The sequence below is a fragment of the Curvibacter fontanus genome (assembly GCF_054780335.1).
Window position 1 is genome coordinate 132,672 of the sequence record NZ_BAAGWN010000004.1, and the last position, 24,749, is coordinate 157,420.

19 protein-coding genes are annotated in these 24,749 nt (G+C 66.9%); 10 read left to right on the forward strand and 9 right to left on the reverse strand.

The window, feature by feature from the left end; genetic code table 11:
* Positions 1–73 precede the first annotated feature (73 nt).
* The 4 genes from ACYVH8_RS02240 to ACYVH8_RS02255 all read right to left on the reverse strand — a co-directional run bounded on the left by ACYVH8_RS02240 (position 74) and on the right by ACYVH8_RS02255 (position 4,529).
* On the reverse strand, positions 74–1,288 hold the full coding sequence (locus ACYVH8_RS02240; RefSeq protein WP_460487251.1) for a CaiB/BaiF CoA transferase family protein: 1,215 nt from the start codon (positions 1,286–1,288) through the stop codon (positions 74–76).
* Positions 1,288–2,079: an enoyl-CoA hydratase/isomerase family protein gene (locus tag ACYVH8_RS02245; RefSeq protein WP_460487252.1), complete on the reverse strand. Its 792-nt coding sequence runs from the start codon at positions 2,077–2,079 to the stop codon at positions 1,288–1,290. The genes ACYVH8_RS02240 and ACYVH8_RS02245 overlap by 1 nt, the downstream gene beginning before the upstream one ends.
* A gap of 139 nt (positions 2,080–2,218) precedes the next feature.
* Positions 2,219–3,187, reverse strand: a complete 969-nt coding sequence (locus ACYVH8_RS02250) for a Bug family tripartite tricarboxylate transporter substrate binding protein (protein ID WP_460487253.1) — start codon at positions 3,185–3,187, stop codon at positions 2,219–2,221.
* A 106-nt stretch (positions 3,188–3,293) separates the two neighbouring features.
* Entirely contained in the window at positions 3,294–4,529 is a 1,236-nt protein-coding gene (locus ACYVH8_RS02255) for a pyridoxal-phosphate-dependent aminotransferase family protein (RefSeq protein WP_460487254.1), read from the reverse strand.
* Between the two features lie 113 nt (positions 4,530–4,642).
* On the opposite strand from ACYVH8_RS02255, the gene ACYVH8_RS02260 reads away from it, so the two are divergent.
* Complete coding sequence (locus ACYVH8_RS02260) at positions 4,643–5,347, forward strand: GntR family transcriptional regulator (protein ID WP_460487255.1); 705 nt, start codon at positions 4,643–4,645, stop codon at positions 5,345–5,347.
* A gap of 75 nt (positions 5,348–5,422) precedes the next feature.
* Positions 5,423–8,626 (forward strand): FAD-binding and (Fe-S)-binding domain-containing protein, encoded by a 3,204-nt coding sequence (locus tag ACYVH8_RS02265; protein WP_460487256.1) that lies wholly within the window; start codon positions 5,423–5,425, stop codon positions 8,624–8,626.
* A 97-nt stretch (positions 8,627–8,723) separates the two neighbouring features.
* Here ACYVH8_RS02265 and mnmC1 read toward each other — a convergent pair whose 3' ends face one another.
* Positions 8,724–10,439: an FAD-dependent 5-carboxymethylaminomethyl-2-thiouridine(34) oxidoreductase MnmC1 gene (mnmC1, locus tag ACYVH8_RS02270; RefSeq protein WP_460487257.1), complete on the reverse strand. Its 1,716-nt coding sequence runs from the start codon at positions 10,437–10,439 to the stop codon at positions 8,724–8,726.
* Positions 10,440–10,454: 15 nt separating this feature from the next.
* Positions 10,455–10,727 carry an oxidative damage protection protein gene (locus ACYVH8_RS02275; RefSeq protein WP_057676056.1) on the reverse strand — a complete coding sequence of 91 codons (273 nt, stop codon included), beginning with the start codon at positions 10,725–10,727 and terminating at the stop codon, positions 10,455–10,457.
* Between the two features lie 178 nt (positions 10,728–10,905).
* Here ACYVH8_RS02275 and ACYVH8_RS02280 point away from each other — a divergent pair, with 178 nt between their 5' ends.
* The 8 genes from ACYVH8_RS02280 to ACYVH8_RS02315 all read left to right on the forward strand — a co-directional run bounded on the left by ACYVH8_RS02280 (position 10,906) and on the right by ACYVH8_RS02315 (position 18,900).
* Entirely contained in the window at positions 10,906–11,919 is a 1,014-nt protein-coding gene (locus tag ACYVH8_RS02280; protein ID WP_460487258.1) for a sulfate ABC transporter substrate-binding protein, read from the forward strand.
* Positions 11,920–12,026: 107 nt separating this feature from the next.
* On the forward strand, positions 12,027–12,656 hold the full coding sequence (locus ACYVH8_RS02285; RefSeq protein WP_460487259.1) for an RBBP9/YdeN family alpha/beta hydrolase: 630 nt from the start codon (positions 12,027–12,029) through the stop codon (positions 12,654–12,656).
* Positions 12,653–13,507, forward strand: a complete 855-nt coding sequence (gene cysT / locus ACYVH8_RS02290; RefSeq protein ID WP_460487260.1) for a sulfate ABC transporter permease subunit CysT — start codon at positions 12,653–12,655, stop codon at positions 13,505–13,507. Before ACYVH8_RS02285 ends, cysT begins: the two co-directional genes overlap by 4 nt.
* Positions 13,504–14,556: a sulfate ABC transporter permease subunit CysW gene (gene cysW / locus ACYVH8_RS02295; RefSeq protein WP_460487261.1), complete on the forward strand. Its 1,053-nt coding sequence runs from the start codon at positions 13,504–13,506 to the stop codon at positions 14,554–14,556. Before cysT ends, cysW begins: the two co-directional genes overlap by 4 nt.
* 12 nt (positions 14,557–14,568) lie before the next feature.
* Positions 14,569–15,681 carry a sulfate/molybdate ABC transporter ATP-binding protein gene (locus ACYVH8_RS02300; RefSeq protein ID WP_460487262.1) on the forward strand — a complete coding sequence of 371 codons (1,113 nt, stop codon included), beginning with the start codon at positions 14,569–14,571 and terminating at the stop codon, positions 15,679–15,681.
* The gene (locus ACYVH8_RS02305; protein ID WP_460487378.1) at positions 15,674–16,183 is read left to right on the forward strand and encodes a disulfide bond formation protein B; all 510 of its coding nucleotides are present in this window, start codon (positions 15,674–15,676) and stop codon (positions 16,181–16,183) included. The genes ACYVH8_RS02300 and ACYVH8_RS02305 overlap by 8 nt, the downstream gene beginning before the upstream one ends.
* A gap of 131 nt (positions 16,184–16,314) precedes the next feature.
* Positions 16,315–17,859: a methyl-accepting chemotaxis protein gene (locus ACYVH8_RS02310; protein ID WP_460487263.1), complete on the forward strand. Its 1,545-nt coding sequence runs from the start codon at positions 16,315–16,317 to the stop codon at positions 17,857–17,859.
* Between the two features lie 87 nt (positions 17,860–17,946).
* Positions 17,947–18,900: a dihydrodipicolinate synthase family protein gene (locus ACYVH8_RS02315; RefSeq protein ID WP_460487264.1), complete on the forward strand. Its 954-nt coding sequence runs from the start codon at positions 17,947–17,949 to the stop codon at positions 18,898–18,900.
* A gap of 27 nt (positions 18,901–18,927) precedes the next feature.
* Here the strand turns inward: ACYVH8_RS02315 and ACYVH8_RS02320 are convergent, their stop codons facing one another.
* The 3 genes from ACYVH8_RS02320 to ACYVH8_RS02330 all read right to left on the reverse strand — a co-directional run bounded on the left by ACYVH8_RS02320 (position 18,928) and on the right by ACYVH8_RS02330 (position 24,749).
* On the reverse strand, positions 18,928–20,307 hold the full coding sequence (locus ACYVH8_RS02320; RefSeq protein ID WP_460487265.1) for an FAD-containing oxidoreductase: 1,380 nt from the start codon (positions 20,305–20,307) through the stop codon (positions 18,928–18,930).
* Between the two features lie 134 nt (positions 20,308–20,441).
* Positions 20,442–21,791 (reverse strand): amino-acid N-acetyltransferase, encoded by a 1,350-nt coding sequence (gene argA / locus ACYVH8_RS02325; protein ID WP_460487266.1) that lies wholly within the window; start codon positions 21,789–21,791, stop codon positions 20,442–20,444.
* Between the two features lie 75 nt (positions 21,792–21,866).
* Positions 21,867–24,749 carry an EAL domain-containing protein gene (locus ACYVH8_RS02330; RefSeq protein WP_460487267.1) on the reverse strand — a complete coding sequence of 961 codons (2,883 nt, stop codon included), beginning with the start codon at positions 24,747–24,749 and terminating at the stop codon, positions 21,867–21,869.

Below are 24,749 nucleotides of genomic sequence, written 5' to 3' on the forward strand. Positions count from 1 at the left end.
TTTTTATACGCATAAGCACCCACTAATGGAGGCGTCGCCAAGGCTTGCGACTGCTTATATGTTGACGGATTGATCAGGTTTCGGCTATAGCGTTATTACCTATAAACGCATCCACCTGTGTATCGCTGAAACCAAACTCCTTGAGCAATTCACGCGTGTGCTCGCCCAGCAGGGGGGCCGGGCGGGTGATCCGGGTCGGCGTGGCCGAGAAATGGATGGGGCAGCCCAGGGCACGGGTTGGCCCGGCCTGGGGATGGTCCAGTTCCACCACCATGCCGCGCGCCAGGGTCTGCGGGTGGCTCAGGGCCTCGCCCACGGTGTGCACGGGGCCGGCCGGCACACCGGCCGCATCAAAGGCGGCCTGCCATTCGGCGCGCGTGCGCGTGCGCAGCACGGTGTTCATCAGGACCACGAGTTCCTCGCGGTGCGCCATGCGATCGCTGTTGGTCTTGAAGCGCGGGTCCTCGCGCCATTCGGGGTGGCCCAGCACCTCGGCGATGCGCTCCCAGTTGGCCTGGTTGGCGCCGCCGACATTGATCCAGCCGTCGCTGGCCTCGAAGGCCTGGTAGGGGGCGGTCAGGATGTGGGCCGAGCCCGTGGGCGCGCTGGACTTGCCCGTGGCGAAAAAGATGGCGGCGTGCCAGTAGAGCTGCTGCAGGGCCGCATCACTGAGCGAGGTGTCGACGATCTGGCCCTCGCCGGTCTTGAGCTTGTGCACATAGGCTGCGACGATGCCCAGGGCGCCCAGGATGCCGGCATTCATGTCCGAGACCGCGTTGCCGTTCTTGGCCGGCGCGCCGCCGGGTTCGCCCGTGATGGACATGAGCCCGGCGAAACCCTGGGCGATCAGATCGAAGCCGCCCTTGCCCGCGTAAGGACCGTCCAGGCCATAACCCGTGATGGCGCAGTAGATCAGGCCGGGGTTCACTGCCTTGAGCACCTCGTAGCCCAGGCCCAGCTTGTCCATGGCGCCGCCGCGGAAGTTCTCCACCAGCACGTCGGCGTCCTTGACCATGCGCAGCAGGATGGCGCGGCCGTCCTCGTGCTTGAGGTCGATGGCGATGCCGCGCTTGTTGCGGTTCATCATCATGAAGGGCGCCGAGACGCCGTTGACCAGCGGGTCGCGGTAGGCGCGCGCGTCATCGCCGCCGGGCAGCTTCTCGACCTTGATGACGTCGGCCCCCATGTCGGCCAGCAGCTGGCCGCAGGTCGGGCCGGACATGATCTGCGTGAGTTCGAGCACACGCAGGCCGGCCAGGGGGCCTGCCTTCTGCTTCTGGTTTGCCATCACTGTCCTTTCCATGCCGGGGGGCGTTTCTCGACGAAGGCGGCGATGCCTTCGCGGAAGTCCGCACTGCCATAGGCCGCGCGGATCAGGTCTGCATCGGCGGGCAGGCTGTGCACCGTCAGGCGGCGCAGGCCCTCCCTGCTCACGCGCTGTGTCACAGGCGCCAGGGCGGCGAGCTTGCCCGTGAGGCGCTGCACGGCTGCATCGATCTCGGTGGGGGCGCAGACCTCCTGCAGGTAGCCGCAGGCCAGGGCCTCGTCGGCCGTGATCATCTCCGCCAGCAGCAGGATGCGCCGCAGGCGCTGCGTGCCGAAGGCCGCGCTCAGGCGGGCCAGGTTGGCCATGGACAGGCAGTTGCCCAGGGTCCTGGCGATGGGCGCGCCGAATTTCGAGGCGGGTGTGGCGAGCCGGAAGTCGCAGCCCGTGGCGATGGCCAGACCGCCGCCCACGCACCAGCCCTCGACCACGGCCACCGTGGGCATGGGCAGGTTGCCCAGCAGCTCCATGCAGGCGTCGATCTTCTGCTCGTAAGCCACGCCGTCTTCGCCGCCCGGTGGGCCGGAACGGAAGTTCTGGAACTGCGCGATGTCGGTGCCGGCCACGAAGGCCTCAGCCCCCGCGCCGCGGAAGGTGACGACACGCACGGAGCGGTCCTCACGCAGCTGGCGGCAGATGGCCATCAGCTGTTCGTACATGGCCCAGGTCATCGCATTGCGCGTCTGGGGGCGATCGAAAAGCACCGAGGCCACACCGGCCTCGATGCGCAGAGTGACCTGGCCTGATTCGTTCATGGGAAAGATGCCCTGTAGCGGGTACGAAGGTCTGCGGGGTTCATTCGAGGGACGCCGTGGAACCGGCTCGGCCGGGCCACGGGCGTCGCCCCCTGAAAGGGGGGAGAGGTGCCGCACGTCGTGCGGCACCTTTCGGGGGTTAGCTTTCTACAGTTACCTTGGCGTCCTTGATCACCTTGGCCCACTTCTGCTGTTCGCTGCGGATGAAGTCGGCAAACTGCTGGGCCGTTCCGCCGCCGTCCTCGGCGCCGTACTGGTCCAGCTTTTCCTTCACGTCGGACATGGCCAGCACCTTGTTGATGTCCTCGTTCATGCGCTGGGCCATGGCCGAGGGCAGCTTGCCCGGGCCCACCAGGCCATACCAGGTGGTGGCTTCGAAGCCGGGGAAGCCAGCCTCGATCATGGTCGGCACCGTCGGGTGGCCCGAGGCGCGCTTGGCGCGTGTCTGCGCGATGGCGCGCACCTTGCCGCTCTTGACGTGCGGGGTGGCCGCCGTCATGGTGTCGAAGGAGTACTGGATCTGGCCGCCGATGAGGTCCACCAGCATGGGGCCCGAGCCTTTGTAGGGGATGTGCAGCGCATCCACGCCGGCGGCGAGCTTGAAGGACTCCATGGCCAGGTGCTGGGCCGAGCCCTGGCCGGCCGAGCCGAAGCTCACCTTGCCCGGCTGCGCCTTGCAGTGCGCCACCACGTCGGCCACGGTCCTGGCCGGCAGGTCGGTGTTGGCGATCAGCAGATTGGGCGTGACGCCCACCAGGGTCAGCGGCGTGAAGTCGCGCTCCACCACATAACCCAGCTTGGGCATGAGGCCGGGGGCCAGGGCGTGGCTGTTGATGTGGGCCATCAGCAGGGTGTTGCCGTCGGCCGGGGCCTTGGCCACATAGTCGGCCGCGATCACGCCGGAGGCGCCCGCCTTGTTCTCGATCACGATGGTGGTGTTCCACAGGGTCTGCAGCTTCTGGCCGACGATGCGGGCCAGCACGTCGGTGCCGCCGCCCGGGGCGAAGCCCACGATGATGCGCACCGGCCCGCCGGGCAGGGTCTGCGCCTTGATCATGGGGGCGGCCAGCGTGGCGGCGGTGGCGGTGACGAAGGTTCTGCGTTTCATGGGGTGTCTCCTCGGGTCGTTGTAGAAATCTCGCTGCTTGAACCGTTCGCGTTGAGCTTGTCGAAACGCCTCTTCGGACGCGGGCTTCGACAGACTCAGCCCGAACTCAGGCAGCCTTGCGCTGCGGCACGGCTGCCGGGTGGCCGGCGTAGTAGTCCATGATGGCCTGCACGCCCGAGCCGGCCAGCCTGACGCCGCCGAGCTTGAGGCCCATCTCGCAGGCGGCCACGGTGCCGATCAGCGTCAGGTCGTTGCTGTCGCCCAGGTGGCCGATGCGGAACATGCGGCCCTTGACCTTGCCCAGGCCCGTGCCCAGCGAGCAGTCGAAACGCTCGTAGATGATCTTGCGGATCGCGTCGGCGTCCACGCCCTCGGGTGTCATCACGCCGGTCAGGATGGGTGAATAAACACCGGCATCGGCGCACTGGATGGGCAGGCCCCAGGCGTTCACTGCGGCGCGCACGCCCGCGGCCCAGCGCTGGTGGCGTGCCAGCACGGCCTCCAGGCCCTGGCCCAGGATCATGTCGGCCGACTCGCTCAGACCGTACATGAGGTTGGTGTTGGGCGTGTAGGGCCAGTAACCTGATCTGTTCATCTCGATGATCTCGTCCCAGGCCCAGAAGCTGCGCGGCAGCCTGGCGGTTTTGCTGGCCTCGATGGCCTTGGGCGAGACAGCGTTGAAGCTCATGCCCGGCGGCAGCATCAGGCCCTTTTGCGAGCCGCTGATGGAAACGTCCACACCCCAGTCGTCGTGGCGGTAGTCGGCCCCGGCCAGGCCCGAGATGGTGTCCACCAGCAGCAGGGCCGGGTGCCTGGCCGCGTCGATGGCGCGGCGCACGGCGGCGATGTTGCTGGTCGCGCCCGTGGAGGTTTCGTTGTGCACCACGCACACCGCCTTGATGCTGTGGCCCGTGTCGGCCTTCAGGCGCTGCTCGATCAGCTCGGCCTGCACGCCACGGCGCCAGCTCGCGGGCACACCGTTGTCGGTGCCGCTGAGGGCCAGCACCTCGGCTTTCAGACCCAGGCGCGTGGCCAGGCGGTTCCAGAGAAAGGCGAAGTGGCCGGTCTCGTACATCAGCACATGGTCATCGGGGGAGAGCGTGTTGCTCAACGCGGCTTCCCAGGCGCCGGTGCCCGAGGCCGGGTAGATGACGACCGGGTGCCTGGTCTGGAAGATCTTCTGCATGTCGGCCAGCACTTTCAGCCCGAGCACGCCGAATTCGGGGCCGCGGTGGTCGATGGTGGGCAGGCTCATGGCGCGCAGCACGCGCTCCGGCACGGGGGAGGGGCCCGGAATCTGGAGGAAATGGCGGCCGGTGGGGTGGAAGTCAGTGCTCAGCATGGCATATAAGAGAAAAATAACAGAGGCATTTTTTGCATACAAAATTTGTTTGTCAACCAGAAAGACCCTAAAATCGCCAGAAATCACGATCTTTTTGAATACAAAGCATAACCATGGCCGAAATCCTGAGCATGCCCACGGCCCTGCACGGGCAGGTGACCCAGCGCCTGCGCCTGCTGCTGGTGGAGGGGCGGATCGCGCCCGGCGCCAAGCTCAACGAGCGCGAACTGTGCGAGCAGATGAAGGTCTCGCGCACGCCCCTGCGCGAAGCCATCAAGACCCTGGCCGCCGAGGGCCTGGTGGAGCTGCTGCCCAACCGCGGCGCGATCGCCGTGCAGCTGGGTGAAGACGACATCCTGAACACCTTCGAAGTCATGGCCGGCCTGGAAGGCCTGTCCGGCGAGCTGGCGGCCCAGCGCATCACGCCCGACGAACTGACCGAGATCGAGGCCATGCACTACGAGATGAAGGCCGCCTACACGCGGCGCGACCTCTCGGCCTATTACCGGCTCAACGCCGCCATCCACCGCGCTTTCAACGCCGCGGCGCGCAACCCCGTGCTGACCGCCACCTACAACCAGGTCAACGCCCGCCTGCAGGCCCTGCGCTTCCGCTCCAACCAGGACGGCGAGAAATGGACACGCGCCATGCAGGAGCACGACCGCATGATCGAGGCCCTGCAAAAACGCGACAGTGCGGCTCTGCGCGCCGAACTCGTCGCCCACCTGGGCCACAAGCGTGATGTGGTGATTGAACAGATGCGCACCGCGACAGCCTTCTCTTCAACCCCCTCTCCCTCTGGGAGAGGGCAGGGGTGAGGGCTGCACCGTGGCGGGCCTTGCCCTCACCCTAACCCTCTCCCAGGGGGAGAGGGGATAAATCCGATTCCTGCGATGAACCAAATCTACGAAACCGTCTCCCGCCTCGGCAACGAAGTCGCCGGCCGCCTGGCCGCGCGCCTGCGCGCCGAGACGAAAGGCGAGGTGCTGTTCAGTCCGGCCGACCGCGGCCGTTACGCCACCGATGCTTCCATCTACCAGGCCATGCCCGTGGGTGTGTTCCTGCCGCGCGAGGCCGCCGACGTGCGCATGGCCATCGACATCTGCCGTGATCTCAAGGTGCCCATCGTGCCGCGCGGCGGCGGCACCAGCCAGTGCGGCCAGACGGTGGGCGCGGGGCTGGTCATCGACCACAGCAAACACATGCGCAGGATCCTCGACGTCAATGTCGGGCAGCGCACGGCGCGGGTCGAACCCGGCCTGGTGCTGGACCACCTGAACGCCGATCTGAAAAAACATGGCCTCTGGTACCCGGTGGACGTGTCCACCAGCGCGCAGGCCACGCTGGGCGGCATGGCCGGCAACAACTCCTGCGGCAGCCGCTCCATCGCCTACGGCAATATGGTGCACAACGTCATCGGCGCCCAGGCCTGGCTGGCCGATGGTGACTTGCTGAACTTCGGCCGTTTCGATGCCGCCAGCGGCCGTGTGAGGCAGATCGGGGACTTCGTGCGCGGCCTGGCCGGCCTGCACCGCGACCAGATCGAGGCCCGCTGGCCCAAGGTGCTGCGCCGCGTGGCCGGCTACAACCTGGACATCTTCCACAACCAGAACGAGAAACCGTACACGAGCGACGGCTCGGTCAACCTCGCGCACCTGCTGGTGGGCAGCGAAGGCACGCTGGCGCTCACGCGTTCGCTGTGCCTGCAGTTGAGCGAACTGCCGCGCGCCAAGGTGCTGGGCGTGGTGAACTTCCCCAGCTTCTACCAGGCCATGGACAGCGCCCAGCACATCGTCAAGCTGGGCCACCACATGCAGGGCGGGGCGCTCACGGCGGTGGAGCTGGTCGACCGCACCATGATCGAGCTCTCCCTGAAGAACCCGGCCTTCGCGCCCACCATACGCACCGCGCTCTCGCCCGCCATCAAGGGCGGCAAGCCCGAGGCCGTGCTGCTGGTGGAGTTCTCCGGCGCGGCTAAGGCCGACATCGCGCCCAAGATCAAGGAACTGGTGGACCTGATGGGCGAGCTGGGACTGCCCGGCAGCGTGGTGGAGATGCTGGACGACGCGTCGCAGAAAAACCTGTGGGAAGTGCGCAAGGCCGGCCTCAACATCATGATGAGCCTGCGCGGCGACGGCAAGCCCGTGAGCTTCATCGAAGACTGCGCCGTGCCCCTGGTGCATCTGGCCGAGTACACCCACGCGCTCACCGAGGTCTTCCGCAAATACGGCAGCCGCGGCACCTGGTACGCACACGCCTCGGTGGGCACGCTGCACGTGCGCCCCATCCTGGACATGCGCCGTGACGGCGCCCGGAAGATGCGTGCCATCGCCGAGGAAGCCAGCGAACTCGTGCGCAAGTACAAAGGCGCCTACAGCGGCGAACACGGCGACGGCCTGTGCCGCGGTGAGTGGATCGAATGGCAGTTTGGCCCGCGCCTCACGCAAGCCTTCACCCAGATCAAGGAGTACCTCGACCCGGCGAACCTGCTGAGCCCCCAGCGCATGATCAAGCCGCCCCGGATGGACGACACCACGCTGATGCGCTTCCCGCCCGGCTACAAGGTGGTGCCCATCCAGCCCGTGCTGGACTGGAGTGCCTGGAACGTGCAGGCCGACCCGGTGACCGAAGAGACCACCGCCCCCGGCACGGGTGGTGACCCGGCCCAGGGCCTGGCCAAGGCCGTGGAGATGTGCAACAACAACGGTCACTGCCGCAAGTTCGACGCCGGCACCATGTGCCCGAGCTACCGCGTCACGCGCGACGAGATCCATTCAACACGAGGACGTGCCAATACCCTGCGCCTGGCGCTCAGCGGCCAGCTCGAAGGCCTGCCCCCACCCCAGCCCTCTCCCAAGGGGAGAGGGAGCGAGCGCCTGTCTTCACCCCCTCTCCCTCCGGGAGAGGGGTGGGGTGAGGGCACGCTCGAAACGGTGAAGGAGGCGCTCGATCTCTGCGTGAGCTGCAAGGGCTGCAAGCGCGACTGCCCCACGGGCGTGGACATGGCCAAGCTCAAGGTCGAGTTTCTGCAGCACTACAAGGCCAGACACGGCCATACGCTCAAAGACAAACTCGTCGGTCAGCTGCCCGACTACGCGCGCCATGCCGCGAGGATCGCACCCCTGCTGAACCTGCGCGACAAAGTTCCCTTGATGGCCCAGCTCAGCGAAAAGCTCTTCGGCTTCTCGGCCAAGCGCAGCCTGCCGCAGTGGAAGCGCAAGCATTTCTTCAACCAACTCGGAACCGTTAGCCCCGAGTCTGTATCCGTTCGCCCTGAGCTTGTCGAAGGGCTTCGACAGGCTCAGCCCGAACGGATCGTGAATGTCAGCCGTAAGGAAGTGCTGGCCGCCGCCAAACCCGTGGTGCTTTTCGTCGACACCTTCAACGGATTTTTCGAATCAGCGAACGCCCACGCCGCGCTGCAGGTGCTGCAGGCCGCCGGCTACACCGTGCACGTGGCGACCAAGGTGCAGCAGGACGGCAAGCACCTCTGCTGCGGCCGCACCTTCCTCTCCGCCGGCATGGTGGACCAGGCCAAGATGAAAGCGCGCGAAGTGGTGGAGAGCCTGCTGCCCTTTGCCGAAAAAGGCATCGCCATCGTCGGCCTGGAGCCGAGTTGCCTCTTGACCCTGCGCGACGAACTCCTGGTCATGGGCCTGGGCGAACCCGCGCAGGCCATCGCCAAACAGGCGCTCCTGTTCGAGGAGTTCCTGGCCCGCGAGGCCAAGGCCGGCCGACTGGAAGCCTTCAAGGCCAAACTCAAACCTGTGAGCCAGCCCGTGCTGCTGCACGGCCACTGCCACCAGAAGGCCTTCGCCGCCATCACGCCCGTGATGGAGGTGCTGTCATGGATCCCCGGCGCCCAACCCGAACTCATCGAATCCAGCTGCTGCGGCATGGCCGGCAGCTTCGGCTACGAGGCCGAGCACTACGCGGTCTCCATGCAGATGGCCGAGGCGGCGCTGCTGCCTGCTGTACGAGCCAAGGCAGATGCCATCGTCGTGGCGGACGGCACCAGTTGCCGGCACCAGATCGCCGACGGTGCGCAGTGCGAGGCGGTGCATGTGGCGAGGTTGCTGGCGGGGCAGCTGAGGTAGGTGTCCAGAGCCAAGAGGTGCGGGCTGTTACGGACTTGCCACCGAAAAAGAAGACGATTGACGAGCAAAAGAAGGTCGGGCTCGAATTTACAAAAGTTCAGTCGACACGTCGCGCATGCAGCGCGCGCGCCAGGCTGGCTTCCACGGGCCAGGGCTCGGCGCCCAGGCGGGCGGCCAGCAGTTCGGCGCAGAGCATGGCGAAGCTCAGGCCGCGTGAACCCATGGCGGCGCTGATCCACAGCGTGGGCTGAGTGCCCTCTTCGAGCGGACCGACCAGGGGCAGGCGGTCGGCGCTGACGCAGCGGGTGCCGCCCCAGCCGCGCGCGGCAGTGGGGGCGAAGGAGGGGGCCAGCAACTGCGCTGCGGCCGGCAGCAGGGTGCGCAGCTTCTCGAAATTCAACGGATGGTGCTCGCTGGCCGGTGCGGGTGGCTGTGTTGCGTCCTCATAGGTTGCGCCGGCATACCAGGCCAGGCCGTTTTCGGTGGGCACGGACGGGATCAGGCTGCCCAGGCCATTGACGGGGAAAGGCGGCAGGGCACTTTCATCGCCTGGCTGGCGCAGGCCGCTGCTGACGACACCGTGCATCTCCCGCAAGGCCGGCAGCAAGGCGTCCAGGCCCAGGGGGGCCAGCAGGCGCGGGACATCGGCGGCATTCGCCAGCACCACGTGGCTGGCGCCGGTGAGGATGCGGCCTTCGCGGTCCAGCAGCTGCCACTGGGCGCCGGCGCGTTGCAGCCCCTCCACCCTGGCGTTGCCGCGGAACGCCACACCCGTTTGCTTCAGCCAGGCCTGTACCAGGCGTGCGGGTTGGATCCAGGCGGCTTGCGCGTGCCACAGGGCCGGCACGGCCGCCATGCCGGAGCGCCAGGGTTCGGTCCCCGTGGGGGCCAAGCGCGTGATCTGCCGCCCCTCGGCGGGCCAGTCGGCGGGCAGGCCGGTGTGGCCGTCCAGGCGCTGCTCCAGCACGCCGCAGTTGTCCCAGTCCTGCCCGGCCTGCAGCAGTCGCTGCGCTTCTGCGCGTGTCAGTCGCAGGCCGGCGCGTGTGAGGCGTGAACGCGGGCTGTCGTCCACCGAGACATGGGGCACCAGCAGACCGGCGGGCAGGCCCGAGGCGCCGGCGGCCGGCTCGGGCGCGGCATCGAGCACCTGCACCTGCCAGCCGCGCCGGGTCAGGGCGGCGGCCACGCTGGCGCCGGCCAGGCCCGCGCCGATCACCACGCAGGCACCGGGTGAGGCCGCCTCGATGCGCAGGGTTTCGCGGCTGGTCTTGAGTTCCCAGGGCGGCTCGTAGCGCGCGTGACCGGGCGCCAGCACGAAGCCGCTTTCGCGCAGCAGCTTGTGGATGTCAGGCTTCAGCGCGTCGAAGGCCAGCCGCGTGCCACGCCGGCAGCAGCGCGTCAGGGTCTTGAGGCTCCAGCGATCCCAGGGCTGGGCGCCGTCGAGAAAGACGATGTCGGCTTCGAACTGCTGCTCACGCAGCAGCGGCTGCAGCTCTCCCACGCACAGGGTCAGCTGCAGCCGGCCTTGCGCCAGCGAGAGGCGGTGCATGCCGGGCAGCAGGCCGCTCCACTGTGCGGTGAGTTCATCGACCAGGGCCTTCTGTTCCGGCTGGGCCGCCGCCTGCAGTGCAGGAACGGAGGGGGGCGCAGCGGTCAGCGCGACGAGGTGCAGCATGCGGGGGCGCTGTACGTCGCTGTGCCAGAGCCGCCAGAGTCTGAGCAGGCGTGCGGCATCGAAGCACGTGTCGAGTACGCGCCAGGCCGCTTGGCCGGCCGCTTGCGGCGGCAGCAAAGTGCGCGCCGCGTCGTTCACGGGGAAGGGGGACGCTCAGGCGCTGGGCGGGACATAACCCGCCGCAGCGTCGGCACCGCTGCCGAAGAAGTGGTTCTCCATCTGACGGGCCAGGTACTGGCGCGCGCGCGCATCGGCCAGGTTCAGGCGGTTCTCGTTGACCAGCATGGTCTGGTGCTTGAGCCAGGCGGCCCAGGCCTCCTTGCTGACGCTTTCCCAGATGCGCTTGCCCAGCTCGCCCGGGTAGGGCGGGAAGTCCAGGCCTTCGGCTTCCTTGCCGAGCTTGATGCAGTTGACCATGCGTGCCATATGCAGCTTCTTTCAGTGTTCGGATGTTGAAGGAGGGCCTGAGCAAGTCGCGCCGTGCGGGACTTGCTCAGGCCCTCTTTTGGTAATAAGCAAATGAAATCTTATTGGTTCCGGTTTTGAGCATGTCTCTTCAGAATCATTTTCACCGCAAACACATGGTTTTTGGAAAGGAAGAAACATGACGCAAGGCCGCAACTTTATCAAGCTTTCGCTGGCCCTCACCCTGGCAGGGGCGGCCCTGGCCAGCTGGGCCCAGTCTGCAGCCACCCTGCTCAACGTGTCCTACGACCCGACGCGCGAGCTGTATGTCGACATCAACAAGGCTTTTGCTTCTCAGTGGAAGGCCAAGACCGGCCAGGACGTGACCATCAAGCAATCGCACGGTGGCTCGGGCAAGCAGGCCCGCTCCGTGATCGACGGCCTGGACGCTGACGTGGTGACGCTGGCCCTGGCCGGCGACATCGATGCGCTGAACAAGAACGGCGGCTGGATCCCCGCCGACTGGCAAAAGCGCCTGCCGCACAATTCCTCGCCGTACACCTCGACCATCGTGCTGGTGGTGCGCCGGGGCAATCCCAAGGGCATCAAGGACTGGGACGACCTGATCCGCCCCGACGTCAAGGTCATCACGCCCAACCCCAAGACCTCGGGCGGCGCGCGCTGGAACTACCTGGCCGCCTGGGAGTGGGCCAAGCGCAAGTACGGTGGCGATGCCAAGGCCAAGGAGTACATCGCCAAGCTGTACGCCAACGTGCCCGTGCTCGACACCGGCGCGCGCGGCTCCACCATCACCTTCGCCCAGCGCGCCCAGGGCGACGTGCTGATCGCCTGGGAGAACGAGGCCTATCTGCTGGAAAAGGAATTCGGCACCAGGTTCGACATGGTGGCGCCCTCCCTGAGCATCCTGGCCGAGCCGCCGGTGACCGTGGTGGACAAGAACGCCGACCGCAAGGGCACGCGCAAGCTGGCCGAGGCCTATCTGCAGTTCCTCTACACCGAGGAGGCGCAGGACCTCATCGGCAAGAACTTCTACCGGCCGGAGATCTCGTCCAAGGCCCAGGCCAGGTACGCGGACCAGTTCCCCAAGCTCAAGCTCTTCACCATCGCCCAGGCTTTCGGCGGCTGGACCAAGGCTGACAAGGAGCACTTCGCCGACGGCGGGTCCTTCGACCAGATCTACAGCCGCAAGTGAGGCGGGCCGGGGCAATGATCAAGCAGTAATAAGCAAAGAAGAATTCATTCGTTTGAGATTCGTGCCCCTGTCCCCAGAATCCAGAGACCGACGACAGGAAAGCAAGCATGACCCGATTGATCATTGTTCCCGGCTGGCGTGACTCGCCCAGCGGCCACTGGCAAAGCCTGTGGGCCGAGCAGTGGCCCGGCGCCGTGCGCGTGCAACAGGATGACTGGGAGCATCCGCGCCGTGCGGCCTGGGTACAGTCGCTCACCGACATCATCCTGTCGCAGGACGGGCCGGTCGTCATCGCCGCGCACAGCCTGGGCTGCATCACCACCACCGATCTGCCGCCTCAAGCTGCCGCGCGTATCCGGGGCGCCCTGCTGGTGGCGCCGGCCGATCCCGAGCGGCGCAGCGTGCTGGCCGATTTTGCGCCCGCTCCCAGCCGCCTTTTGCCTTACCGAAGCATCCTGGTCGCCAGTACTGACGACCCCTACTGCCCGATCCGCCTGGCCGGCGCCTATGCACGCGGCTGGGGCAGCGAGTTCGTGCGTCTGCCCAGAGCGGGGCATATCAACCTTGAGTCCGGCTTCGGGCCCTGGCCATTGGGCCTGGCCTTGCTGCAGTCGCTTTTCGCAGACGCTGCGCGCGCGCAGTCTGCGCTTGCTGGAAACCGCATGAAGAAAACCGTCCCTCCTCTGCCGGCCTTTGTCGCTCCCTCTTCGACCCGCTCTCAGCAGTCAAGCCAATGACGACAGCCACACTTGCCATGCCGCAGACGCCTTTCACGGCCCGTGCGCCGCGGCGCGTCCTGCCCGGCTTCAAGCTGACGCTGGGCTACACCATTTTCTACCTGAGCCTGATCGTGCTGATCCCGCTCTCGGCCCTGGTCTTCAAGACTTTCACGCTGAGCTGGGAGCAATTCTGGGTGGCGGTGACCTCACCGCGCGTGCTGGCCTCCTACCGGCTGACCTTCGGCGCCTCGCTGATCGCGGCCGGGGTCAACGTGGTCTTCGGCCTGCTGGTGGCCTGGGTGCTGGTGCGCTACAAGTTCCCCGGCAAGAAGATCGTCGACGCCCTGGTGGACCTGCCTTTTGCGTTGCCCACGGCCGTGGCCGGCATCGCACTCACGGCGCTGCTCGCGGGCAATGGCTGGGTCGGCCAGCTGCTGGAGCCCTACGGCATCCAGCTGGCCTTCAAGCCGGCCGGTGTGGTGGTCGCGCTGATCTTCATCGGTCTGCCCTTCGTGGTGCGCACGGTGCAGCCGGTGCTCGAAGACGTGGAGAAGGAACTCGAAGAGGCCGCCACCAGCCTGGGCGCCACGCGCTGGCAGACCTTCCGCTACGTGATCTTCCCCTCCATCGCCCCGGCGCTGCTGACCGGCTTTGCCATGGCTTTCGCGCGCGCGGTAGGTGAGTACGGCTCGGTCATCTTCATCGCAGGCAATATGCCCATGGTCTCGGAGATCACGCCGCTCATCATCATCGGCAAGCTCGAGCAGTACGACTACGCCGGCGCCACGGCCGTGGCCCTGGTCATGCTGGTCATCTCCTTCGTCCTGCTGCTGCTTATCAACGGCCTGCAGGCCTGGCAGAAAAAATGAATACACTCCTGAGCCAGGCGCAGAATGCGCAACCGTCTTCTACGCCTGCGTACAATGCCAGCGGCCCGGCCAAGCCGGTTCCACGGCGTTCCCCGCAGAAATCCTCCATCTCTGAGCCGGCCTGGGTGCGCACCACGCTGATCGCCGTGGCGCTGGCCTTCATGTTCCTCTTCCTGGTGCTGCCGCTGGCCGCGGTCTTCACCGAGGCCCTGCGCAAGGGCTGGGACGCCTATTGGGAAGCGCTCAAGGAGCCCGATGCCTGGGCCGCCATCCGCCTGACGATCATCACGGCGGCCATCGCCGTGCCGCTCAACCTCGTGTTCGGCGTCATGGCTGCCTGGGCCATCGCCAAGTACGAGTTCCGCGGCAAGGCCTTCCTGACCACGCTGGTGGATCTGCCCTTCTCGGTCTCACCCGTGGTGTCCGGCCTGATCTACGTGCTGGTCTTCGGCGCGCAGGGCTGGCTCGGGCCCTGGCTGCAGGCGCATGACATCAAGATCATCTTCGCCGTGCCCGGCATCGTGCTGGCCACCGTCTTCGTGACCTTCCCCTTCATCGCGCGTGAACTCATCCCGCTGATGCAGGCCCAGGGCAACGAGGAAGAACAGGCCGCCATCGTGCTGGGTGCCACCGGCTGGCAGACCTTCTGGCACGTGACCCTGCCCAACATCAAGTGGGGCCTGATCTACGGCGTCATCCTCTGCAATGCGCGCGCCATGGGCGAGTTCGGCGCGGTGTCCGTGGTCTCGGGCCACATCCGCGGCCAGACCAACACCATGCCCCTGCACGTGGAAGTGCTCTACAACGAGTACCAGTCCGTCGCCGCCTTTGCCGTGGCCTCGCTGCTGGCCCTGCTGGCGCTGGTCACCCTGCTCATCAAATCCGTCGTCGAGTGGCGGCACGAGCGCGAGCTCAAGGCCGCGGCCGAATTGCCGCCCGAGCGGCCGGTCTTGTCCCCTCTCTCCCGCTGGGAGAGGGCTAGGGTGAGGGCAACCTCGTCAAACCCCTCACCCCTACCCTCTCCCCGAAGGGGCGAGGGAGAAAGATGAAAAACATAAAACATGAGCATCGAAATCCGCAACATCAGCAAGCAGTTCGGCGACTTCCAGGCCCTGAACGACGTCAGTCTGGACATCCAGTCCGGCGAGCTCGTCGCCTTGCTCGGCCCCTCGGGCTGCGGCAAGACCACGCTGCTGCGCATCATCGCCGGCCTGGAAACACCCGACCAGGGCGCCATCCTGTTCAGCGGCGAGGACGCCACCGAGGTGCATGTGCGCGAGCGCAATGTAGGCTTCGTGTTCCAGCACTACGCGCTGTTCCGCCACATGACCGTGTTCGACAATGTGGCCTTCGGCCTGCGCATGAAACCGCGGGCCCAGCGCCCCAGCGAAGCCCAGATCAAGGCCAAGGTGTATGAGCTGCTCAAGCTGGTTCAGCTGGACTGGCTGGCCGAGCGTTACCCCTCGCAGCTCTCCGGTGGGCAGCGCCAGCGCATCGCCCTGGCGCGCGCCCTGGCCGTGGAGCCCAAGGTGCTGCTGCTGGACGAACCCTTCGGCGCGCTGGACGCCAAGGTGCGCAAGGAACTGCGCCGCTGGCTGCGCCGTCTGCATGACGAGCTGCACGTGACCAGCATCTTCGTCACGCACGACCAGGAGGAGGCGCTGGAGGTGGCCGACCGCGTGGTGCTCATGAACCACGGCCATATCGAGCAGATCGGCACACCCCAGCAGGTCTGGGACCAGCCGGCCAGCCCCTTTGTCTACGGTTTCCTGGGCGACGTGAACCTTTTCCACGGCCGCGTGGAGCAGGGCGAGGTGGTGATCGGCACGGGCCAGCAGGGCCTGCGCCTGGACACGCCTGAACACCGGGGCGCGGCGGATGCCAAGGCCTATGCCTATGTGCGCCCGCACGACTTTGACGTGCAGCGTTATGCGCCCGGTGCCACGGGCATCGCGGCACGCCTGAGTCGGGCCATTGTGGCCGGACCGACTGCGCGGCTGGAACTTATTCCCGAAGACGCGACCCAATCCGGGGACAACGCGGTGATCGAGGCGCAGCTTCCTGCGTCACAATACCGCGAACTCGGTTTGACGGAGGGCGAACTGCTGGTGCTGACACCCCGCAAGGCCCGCGTCTTCGTGGAAGGAACCCCGGATCTTGCCTCAACTGTCTGAACTCATTTCCCGTCTCAGCCCGCGCCGCATCTACGCGCTGATCTGCCTGGCCTGCCTGGGCCTGCTGGGCTTCGGTCTTTATCTGCAGCACGTGGTGGGGCTCGAACCCTGTCCCATGTGCATCGTGCAGCGCTACGCCATGGTGCTGGTGGCGGTGGTCGCCGCCCTGGGCGCGGCCCTGCCAGGGCCGCGCAGCCACCGCTGGCTGGGCGGTCTGGTGCTGCTGATTGCCGGTTTCGGCGCCTTCGTCGCTGCGCGCCAGAGCTGGCTGCAGTGGTACCCGCCCGAGATCGCCACCTGCGGCCGAGACCTCTACGGCATGATCGAAAACTTCCCCCTGCAACGCGCCATCCCCATGATCTTCCGGGGCTCGGGCGACTGCACGGCCATCGACTGGACCTTCCTGGGCGGCACCATCGCCAACTGGTCCTTCCTCTGGTTCGTGGCCTTTGCCCTGCTGGGCCTCTGGCTGGCCCTGTCGGGCGCTGGCAGGCGCCGATAAATAGCGGACGCTTTCCGTGCTTATTCCCTGCGAGATGCAGGGTAAAGCTGCTATTCTGGACCAATGCGTACCTCCAGGCCCGGGGCTCAGTCTCGCGTCGGTGCGGTCGCCAACCAGAAGAGAAAGCCGCCATGCAAGCCCTACGTGACCTGAAAATCGCCGCCCGCCTGGGCCTCGCCTTCGGCGCCATCCTGCTGATCCTCATCCTTTGTGTTGGTCTGGGCTACTGGCGGCTGCAGGAACTTGCCAACACCACCCATGCCCTCGGCACCGATGACAGTGAGAAACTGAAGATGGCAGTGCAGTGGCGCCAGACCATCGACGTCAACTGGGTTCGTACCAAGGCGGCCATGCTGGATGCCGACACCAGTCGCATACCGATGTGGGTCGCCGAGATGGACAAGACGTCGGAAATCACGCTGGCCTCACGTAAACGCATGATCGAGCTGGTGCATTCGGAGGAGGGCAAGGCGCTGATCGTCAAGATCGACGCGGCGCGCGAGGCTTACCGCACGCCACGTGCGGCCATCCTCAAGCGCAAGGCGGCTGGCGAGGATGTGCAGGCTGCCCTGGACAAGGAGCTGCGTCCGCTGGCCGATGCCTACATCGATTCCATTCTGCAGCTGGAAAAACGGCAACAGGCCATTTTCGATGCCACTCTGGCGCAGGCCGAGCAGAGTGCCGCCACCGGGCGCCAGCTGCTGATCACCGGCGGCGTGCTGGCGCTGATCCTCAGCGCCGCGCTGGCTTACCTGCTGGCGCGCTCCATCGTGAAGCCCATCGAGTCGGCGGTCGACTGTGCCATGCATATTTCCGACGGTGACCTGGCCCAGAACATCCAGGCGACCGGGCGCGACGAAGTGGCCCAGCTGCTGCAGGCCCTGAGCGGCATGCAGCACAACCTGGCCCAGATCGTGAGCCGTGTGCGTCAGGGTTCGGAATCCGTCTCCGCGGCCAGCGCCGAGATCGCCCAGGGCAACCAGGACCTGAGCGCGCGCACCGAAAGCCAGGCCAGCGCGCTGGAAGAAACCGCGGCATCGATGGAAGAACTCTCGTCCACCGTCAAGCAGAACGCCGACAACGCGCGCCAGGCCAACCAGCTGGCCCAGAGCGCGAGCACCGTGGCCGTGCAGGGTGGCGAGGTGGTGGCCCAGGTGGTGGACACCATGAAGGGCATCAACGACAGCTCCAGGAAGATCGCCGACATCATCAGCGTGATCGACGGCATCGCCTTCCAGACCAACATCCTGGCGCTCAATGCCGCGGTGGAGGCCGCGCGGGCCGGCGAGCAGGGCCGGGGTTTTGCCGTGGTGGCCAGCGAGGTGCGCAGCCTGGCCGGACGTTCGGCCGAGGCCGCCAAGGAAATCAAGACCCTGATCAACGACAGTGTGGAACGCGTGGGCCAGGGCACCACCCTGGTGGACCAGGCCGGTGCGACCATGAACGAGGTGGTGGCCAGCATCCGCCGGGTGACCGACATCATGGGCGAGATCAGCGCGGCCAGCGCCGAGCAGAGCCAGGGTGTGGCGCAGATCGGTGAGGCCGTGACGAACATGGACCAGGCCACGCAGCAGAACGCGGCGCTGGTGGAAGAGATGGCCGCCGCCGCCTCCAGCCTCAAAAATCAGTCGAACGAGCTGGTGCAGACCGTGGCCGTGTTCAAGCTGCAGGCCTGAAGATTTCCGGCCCGACAAAACGGCACCTGCGGGTGCCGTTTTGCATGAAGCGGGCAAACCAGCCTGTATGCTCATGGCGAAGATGGAATGGAGTGTTTCAAGGTGAACAATCAACTCGATACCCAGGCCCGCGGCGTCTACCTGATCACGGTGACGCCTTTCACCGACAGCGGCGCGCTGGACCTGGCCAGCACCGACCGCATGGTCGATTTCTGCCTGGAAAAAGGCGTCACCGGCCTGACCGTGCTGGGCATCATGGGCGAGGCGCCCAAGCTCACCATGGAAGAGTCGCGCACCTTCGTCAGGCAGGTGCTGGCGCGTGTGGCCGGCCGGGTGCCGGTGGTGGTGGGCGCCTCGTCGCCGGGCTTCGCGCCCATGCGCGAGCTCACGCAGAGCGTGATGGACCTGGGCGCGGCCGGTGTCATGGTGGCGCCGCCGTCCACCGTGCGCAGCGATGACCAGATCACGGCCTATTTCGACATGGTCAACGAGACCCTGGGCGCCGATGTGCCCTGGGTGCTGCAGGACCACCCGGTGGCCACGGGGGTGCAGATGTCCACCGGCGTCATCCTCAGGATCCTCAAGAACTCACCCCGCTGCGTGATGCTCAAGCACGAGGACTGCCCGGGCCTGGCCAAGCTCAGCGCCATCCGTGCCGCCGGTGACAAGGGGGATCTCAAGCGTGTCTCCATCCTCACGGGCAATGGCGGCGGCCTCTTCCTGCCCGAGGAACTCACGCGTGGCGCCGACGGCGCCATGACCGGTTTTGCCTACCCAGAGATGATGGTGGACGTGTGCGCCGCACACGCGGCCGGCCAGGTGGAGCGCGCGCACGACCTGTTCGACGCCTACCTGCCGCTGGCGCGCTACGAGCAGCAGGCCCCTATCGGCCTGGCGGTGCGCAAGCACATCCTGGCCCAGCGTGGTGTCATCGCCTCGGCGGCGGTGCGCAAGCCCGGCCCCAAGCTCTCGGCGCAGGACATCGCCGACATCGACCGCCTGACCGCGCGACAGGAAAAACGGCTGGCCGAGCTGGGTTGAAGCGCGGTTCACCGCGCCGGGGCGCCCTCAGTCCAGGGGCTTGAGCTGCAGCAGCAGTGTCGGCACCAGCTCGCTCACCGTCGGGTGGATGTGCATGGTGCGCGAGATGGCGGTGTAGGGCTGCTTGGCGGCCATCACGTCCAGCAGGGCGTGGATCACCTCGTCGCCATGCAGGCCGAGCAGGGCGGCGCCCAGCAGCTGCCGGGTCTGCCCATCGACCAGCACCTTCATGAAACCCTGGGTTTCGCCGGCCTCGCGCGCCCGGCCCACGCGCTGCATCGGCATCTTGGCCATGAGCACGGGGCGCCCGCTGGCACGCGCCTGGGTCTCGGTCATGCCGATGCGGCCCAGCGCCGGATCGATGAACAGGGCGTAGCAGTCGATGCGGTCGGCGATGCGGCGTGCATCCTGTTCGAAGAGGTTGGCGACCACGATCTCATGGTCGTTCCACGAGGTGTGTGTGAAGGCGCCACGGCCGTTGCAGTCGCCCACCGCCCAGACGCCCGCGGCGCTGGTGCGGCACTGCTCGTCGACGGTGATGTAGCCGCGGGCGTCGGCGGCGATGCCGGCCAGTTCCAGGCCCAGCGCATCGGTGTTGGGGCGGCGACCGACGGCCAGCAGCACATGGCTGCCCACCAGCTCGGACGGGCGGTCACCGCAGGCCGTGCCCAGGGCGATGTGCCGGCCCTGGCGGCTGAGCGACAGGCATTCGGCGCCCAGCTCGAAACGCACGCCCTCGGCGGCCAGGATGTCGCGTATGCCGTCCGACACGTCCTCGTCTTCGCGGGGGAGCAGCCGGGGCGAGCGCTCGACCACCGTCACCTGCGCGCCGAAACGTCGCATCATCTGCGCGAACTCGAGCCCGATATAGCTGCCGCCGACGATCAGCAGGTGCTCCGGCACGGTCGCCAGATCCATGATGGACGCATGGTCCAGCGTCGGCACGCTGGCGATGCCCGGCAGTTCGGGCCGCACCGAGCGGCCACCTGTGTTGAGGAAGATGCGCGGCGCCGTCAGCCGCCGGCCCGCGACCTCGATCGTGGCGGGGGCTACGAAGCGGGCGGCGCCGGTGATCACCTCGGTGTTCTTCAGGCCGCGCATCCAGGCCTCCACGCCCTCGCGCGAATGCCGCACGATGTCGTCCTTGCGCGCCTTGACACGCGCCATGTCGACCCGGATGTCGCCAGTCTGGAAACCGAATTCCGCGCCGCGGCGCGCCAGGTGGATGGTGCGCGCACTGGCCACCAGGGTCTTGGTCGGCACGCAGCCGACATTGACGCAGGTGCCGCCAAAAGCGCCGCGCTCGATCACAGCGGTGCGCAGACCTTCCCTGCTGCAGCGCGCGGCAATGGCGGGCCCGGCCTGGCCCGCGCCGATGACGATGGCGTCAAAAGTCTCTTGGTGCATGGGTGCTCCTGATCGAAAGTAGGCCTGCGCAGTATGCGCCGGCTGGATGCGCAAGCCACCGCAGGCGCCGGGACGCAGAGGTTCCCGGCCGAAGAAAAGGCCCGATGGCCTGGAGCGGCGCCCGCTCCGGGGCCTCAGCCCAGCTTCTTCACCAGCACCTGGGACTTGCGGTCCCAGTTGTACTTGCGTTTGCGCGCCTCGGGCAGCCAGTCCGGGTCCACGTTCTGGAAACCGCGCTTGAGGAACCAGTGCATGGTGCGTGTGGTCAGCACGAAGATGCTGTCCAGGCCCATGGCCCTGGCGCGCTGCTCGATGCGCTTCAGGATCTTCTCGCCATCACCCTGGCCCTGCGATTCGGGCGAGACGGTCAGCGCGGCCATCTCGGCCGTCCGGGCCTCGGGGTAGGGATAGAGCGCGGCGCAGGCGAAGATCACGCCGTCGTGCTCGACGATGGTGTAGTTGCCGATATCGCGCTCGATCTCGGTGCGGTCGCGCTTGACCAGGGTGCCGTCCTTCTCGAACGGTTCGATCAGCTGCAGGATGCCGCCCACGTCGTCGGCCGTGGCTTCGCGCAGCTCCTCCAGCTTTTCGTCCACCACCATGGTGCCGATGCCGTCGTGCACATACACCTCCAGCAGCAGCGCGCCGTCCACCGCGAAGGGGATGATGTGGCTGCGCTCCACGCCGCCCTTGCAGGCCTGCACGCAGTGCTGCAGGTAGAAGGCGGTGTCGGTCGGGCGCTGGCCGGCGGGCATCTGGGCCAGCAGCAGTTCGGCGGCGGCCAGGGGCAGCTCGGTGTCGATCGGGTTGTCCTCGGACTCGGGCTCGTTGGCATGGATGCGGATGCCCGGCACCTCGGTCACGAAGATCAGCTTGTCGGCGTGCATGGCCATGGCCACGCTGGTGGCCACCTCTTCCATGGTCAGGTTGAAGGCCTCGCCCGTGGGCGAGAAGCCGAAGGGCGAGAGCAGCACCATGGCGCCCATGTCCAGCGTGCGGTTGATGCCGGCCACGTCCACCTTGCGCACCAGGCCCGAGTGCTGGAAGTCCACCCCGTCGACGATGCCCACCGGGCGCGCCGTGATGAAGTTGCCCGAGAGCACGCGCACCGTGGCGCCGGCCATGGGGGTGTTGGGCAGGCCCTGGCTGAAGGCCGCCTCGATCTCGTAGCGCAGCTGGCCCGCGGCCTCCTGCGCGCAGTCCAGCGCCACCTCGTCGGTGATGCGCATGCCGTGCGAGTACCTGGCCGCGTGGCCCTTGGCCTTGAGCTGTTCGTTTACCTGCGGGCGGAAACCGTGCACCAGCACGACCTTCACGCCCATGCTCTGGATCAGCGCCAGGTCCTGCGCCAGATGCTGCAGCTTGCCGGCGGCAATCGCCTCACCACAGACGCCCACCACAAAGGTCTTGCCACGGTGCATGTGGATGTAGGGCGCGACCGAGCGGAACCAGGGCACGAAGGTGAAGTTGAAGACAGCGGACATGCGGCAGGGGCGGGTAGGAGGGTCGGTCGGTGGATTTGCCGATTCTCCATGAATTTGCGGCTCCGGGGCGCAGGATCAGAGGCGATCGAGCCATTCCTGGGCCGGGATGGGCCGGGCGTAGAAATACCCCTGCAGTCCGGCGCAGTCGTTGCGCTTGAGGAAATCGGCCTGCGCCTCGGTCTCCACCCCCTCGGCCACCACATGCAGGGTGAAGTGCCGGGCCATGGACAGGATGGACTGGACGATGCCGCGGGCATTGGCATCGTCCGGCAGGCCCTGCACAAAGCTCTTGTCGATCTTGAGCTCGTACAGGGGCATGCGGTTCAGGTAGGCCAGATTGGAGTAGCCCGTGCCGAAGTCGTCAATCGAAAAGCGCACACCCAGGGCGGCCAGGGCGTTCATGCGTTCCAGCACCTGCTCCATCTCGTGGATCAGCAGGCCCTCGGTCACCTCGAGGACCAGCTGATGGGCGGGGGCGCCGCTGCTCTCCAGTATCTCGCGCACCCGGTCGACGAACCCCGGGTCGTTGAACTGGCGGGGGCTGATGTTGACCGCCAGGGACAGGGTGCTGCCGCGCCGGGCCATCTGCGCGAGGTGGCCGCAGCACTGCGCCAGCACCCAGTTGCCGATCTCGATGATCAGGCCCGAGCTTTCCGCCAGTTCGATGAACTGCTGCGGCGGAACGAAACCGCGCACCGGGTGCTGCCAGCGCAGCAGCGATTCGGCCCCGCAGATCCGGCCCTGGGCGTCAACCTGCGTCTGCAGGTGCATGGAGAGCTGCTGCCGCGTGATGGCCAGCTTCAGGTCCGCCTCCAGGGCCAGGCGCTCCTGGATCTCGGCGTGCATCTCGGGTTCGTAGAAGGCGATGCTGTTGCGCCCCATGCCCTTGGCCTTGTACATGGCGGTATCGGCCTCGCGCAGCAGGTCGTCCACCGATCGCGTGTGCGCCGAAAGCAGCGTCACGCCGATGCTGGCGCTCGTGCCGCCGAGCTGCTCGTCGAGCTCGTAGGGGGCCAGCAGGGCCGTTCGTATCTTCTCGGCCACGTTGAGGGCCGTGCGGCTGCAATTGCCCAGCGCCTCGTCCAGCGGGGCCAGCAGGATCACGAACTCGTCGCCGCCGATGCGCGCCACGGTGTCCTCGCTGCGCAACAGGCCGCGCAGGCGCCGGGCGACCTGCTGCAGGAGCAGGTCGCCCATGGTGTGGCCCTGGGCATCGTTGACATTCTTGAAATGGTCGAGGTCCACGAACAGCAGGGCGCAGATCTCCCCGGAGCGCTGGGCCGTGTTGAGGGCCACCTGCATGCGGTCCATCAGCAGGCGGCGGTTGGGCAGGTCGGTCAGCGGGTCATAAAAGGCCAGGCGGTGGATACGCTCCTCGTTCTCGCGGCGTTCGGTGATGTCGATGAAGCTGACACGCAGATGACGGTGCTTGCTCGAGGGCATGCGCTGCAGGTGTATTTCACACAGCACGTCGTGGCCCCGGCCGGTGCGGACCAGGCCCTCCGTGGCCACATGCGCGCCGCTGGCCGCCTGCTCCAGATGGTGCTGCAGGAAATCGTCCCGGGCCAGGCCGCCGGGTTGCGGGACATCGGCGAGCAGTTGCCGCAGACCGCATTGGAATATTTCTTCGCGCTGGCGGGCCAGCAGCCGCACGGCATTGGGATTGGCCTCGATGCACAGGCCGCTGTCCAGGTCGAAGACGGTGATGGCCTCGGGCGCATGGTCGACCAGCAGCTTGATGCTGGTCTCGCCTTCCTGGGCCTTGATCTCGTTCTCGCGCGCGATCTTTTCCGCCCTGTGGCGCTGCCGGTTCTGGATCGCCAGGGCCACGGCCAGACCCGAGAGCAGCAGCAGCGCCAGGACGGTGCCGAGGACCGCGGTGCGGTGTTCCTCCCACAGATTGGGTGTCTTGTTGAGGATGATGCTGTCGGCGGGCAGCTCCGATGTGTCGGCGCCCCAGCGCCTGAGCTGCAGCCAGTTGAACATGGGGACGCTGCGGCTGGGCAGGGGCGTGATGGCCTGGGTCAGCTGCAACTGACCCCGCATGATCGCCACACCCGTCTCGGCCGCGCTTTCGCCTTCGGCCGAGTTGGACCAGACCATGCCGCCGATGTCGTCCCCGATGCCCACATTGATGGCGTAAAGGGAGAAGGTGGGCACCTTGGCGATCCGGGAAAATTCAAGCCGCATGCCGGGCGAGTCGAAGGATTTTCCAGTGGCGTCCTGGTTGAACAGGGTCTGCAGCACCACGGCGCCCGGCTGCAGCCGGGACAGCCGCTGGCGTATTTCATCGGCCGTCAGGGTGTCGGTGTATTCGAAGCTGAGCTGCCGGTCCCAGCGCCCGGCGATTGCCTTGAACTCGCGCAGCACGGCCAGGTCGGCCGCCCCCGCGCCGCTCAGGACGACAACGCGCCGGGTGTCGGGCAGCAGGCGGCGCGCAAGCTCCAGGGTGCCGATGAAATCCACATTGATGCGCTGCTGCAGAAAACGCCGCCGGCTGGCGCTGGCCGCCTGCGGCGTGATGGAGGCGATGCCCGCGATCACGGGCGCCTCGGGGCTCAGGGTGTTGAGCTCGCCCAGGAAATATTCCAGGGCTGGCTGCTGCAGGGCCACGATGAGGTCCAGCTTTCTCGCGGCATACTTGTGCAGCAGCATGCTTTTGAGCCGGCGGCGGTACTCCGCATCCGGCGTGCGCGCCAGGTCCAGGTATTCCACGTGCAGCGCATCGTTGCCCACGCCCAGCTGCCGCCACTTTTCGACGAAGCTGGACACATAGGCGTCGACGCCACGGTTACCATAGCCCGTTTGCAGCAATATCAGCGCATGTTTCCCGGCATCGGGCGCCGACGGCGGGCTCGTTTGTGCCTGGCTCGGCAGCGAGGACAATAGAGCCCACAGGGCCAGCACGATGGCACACGCACATCTGACGTTCCAGAGCTGGCGGTGAATGTGGTGCAT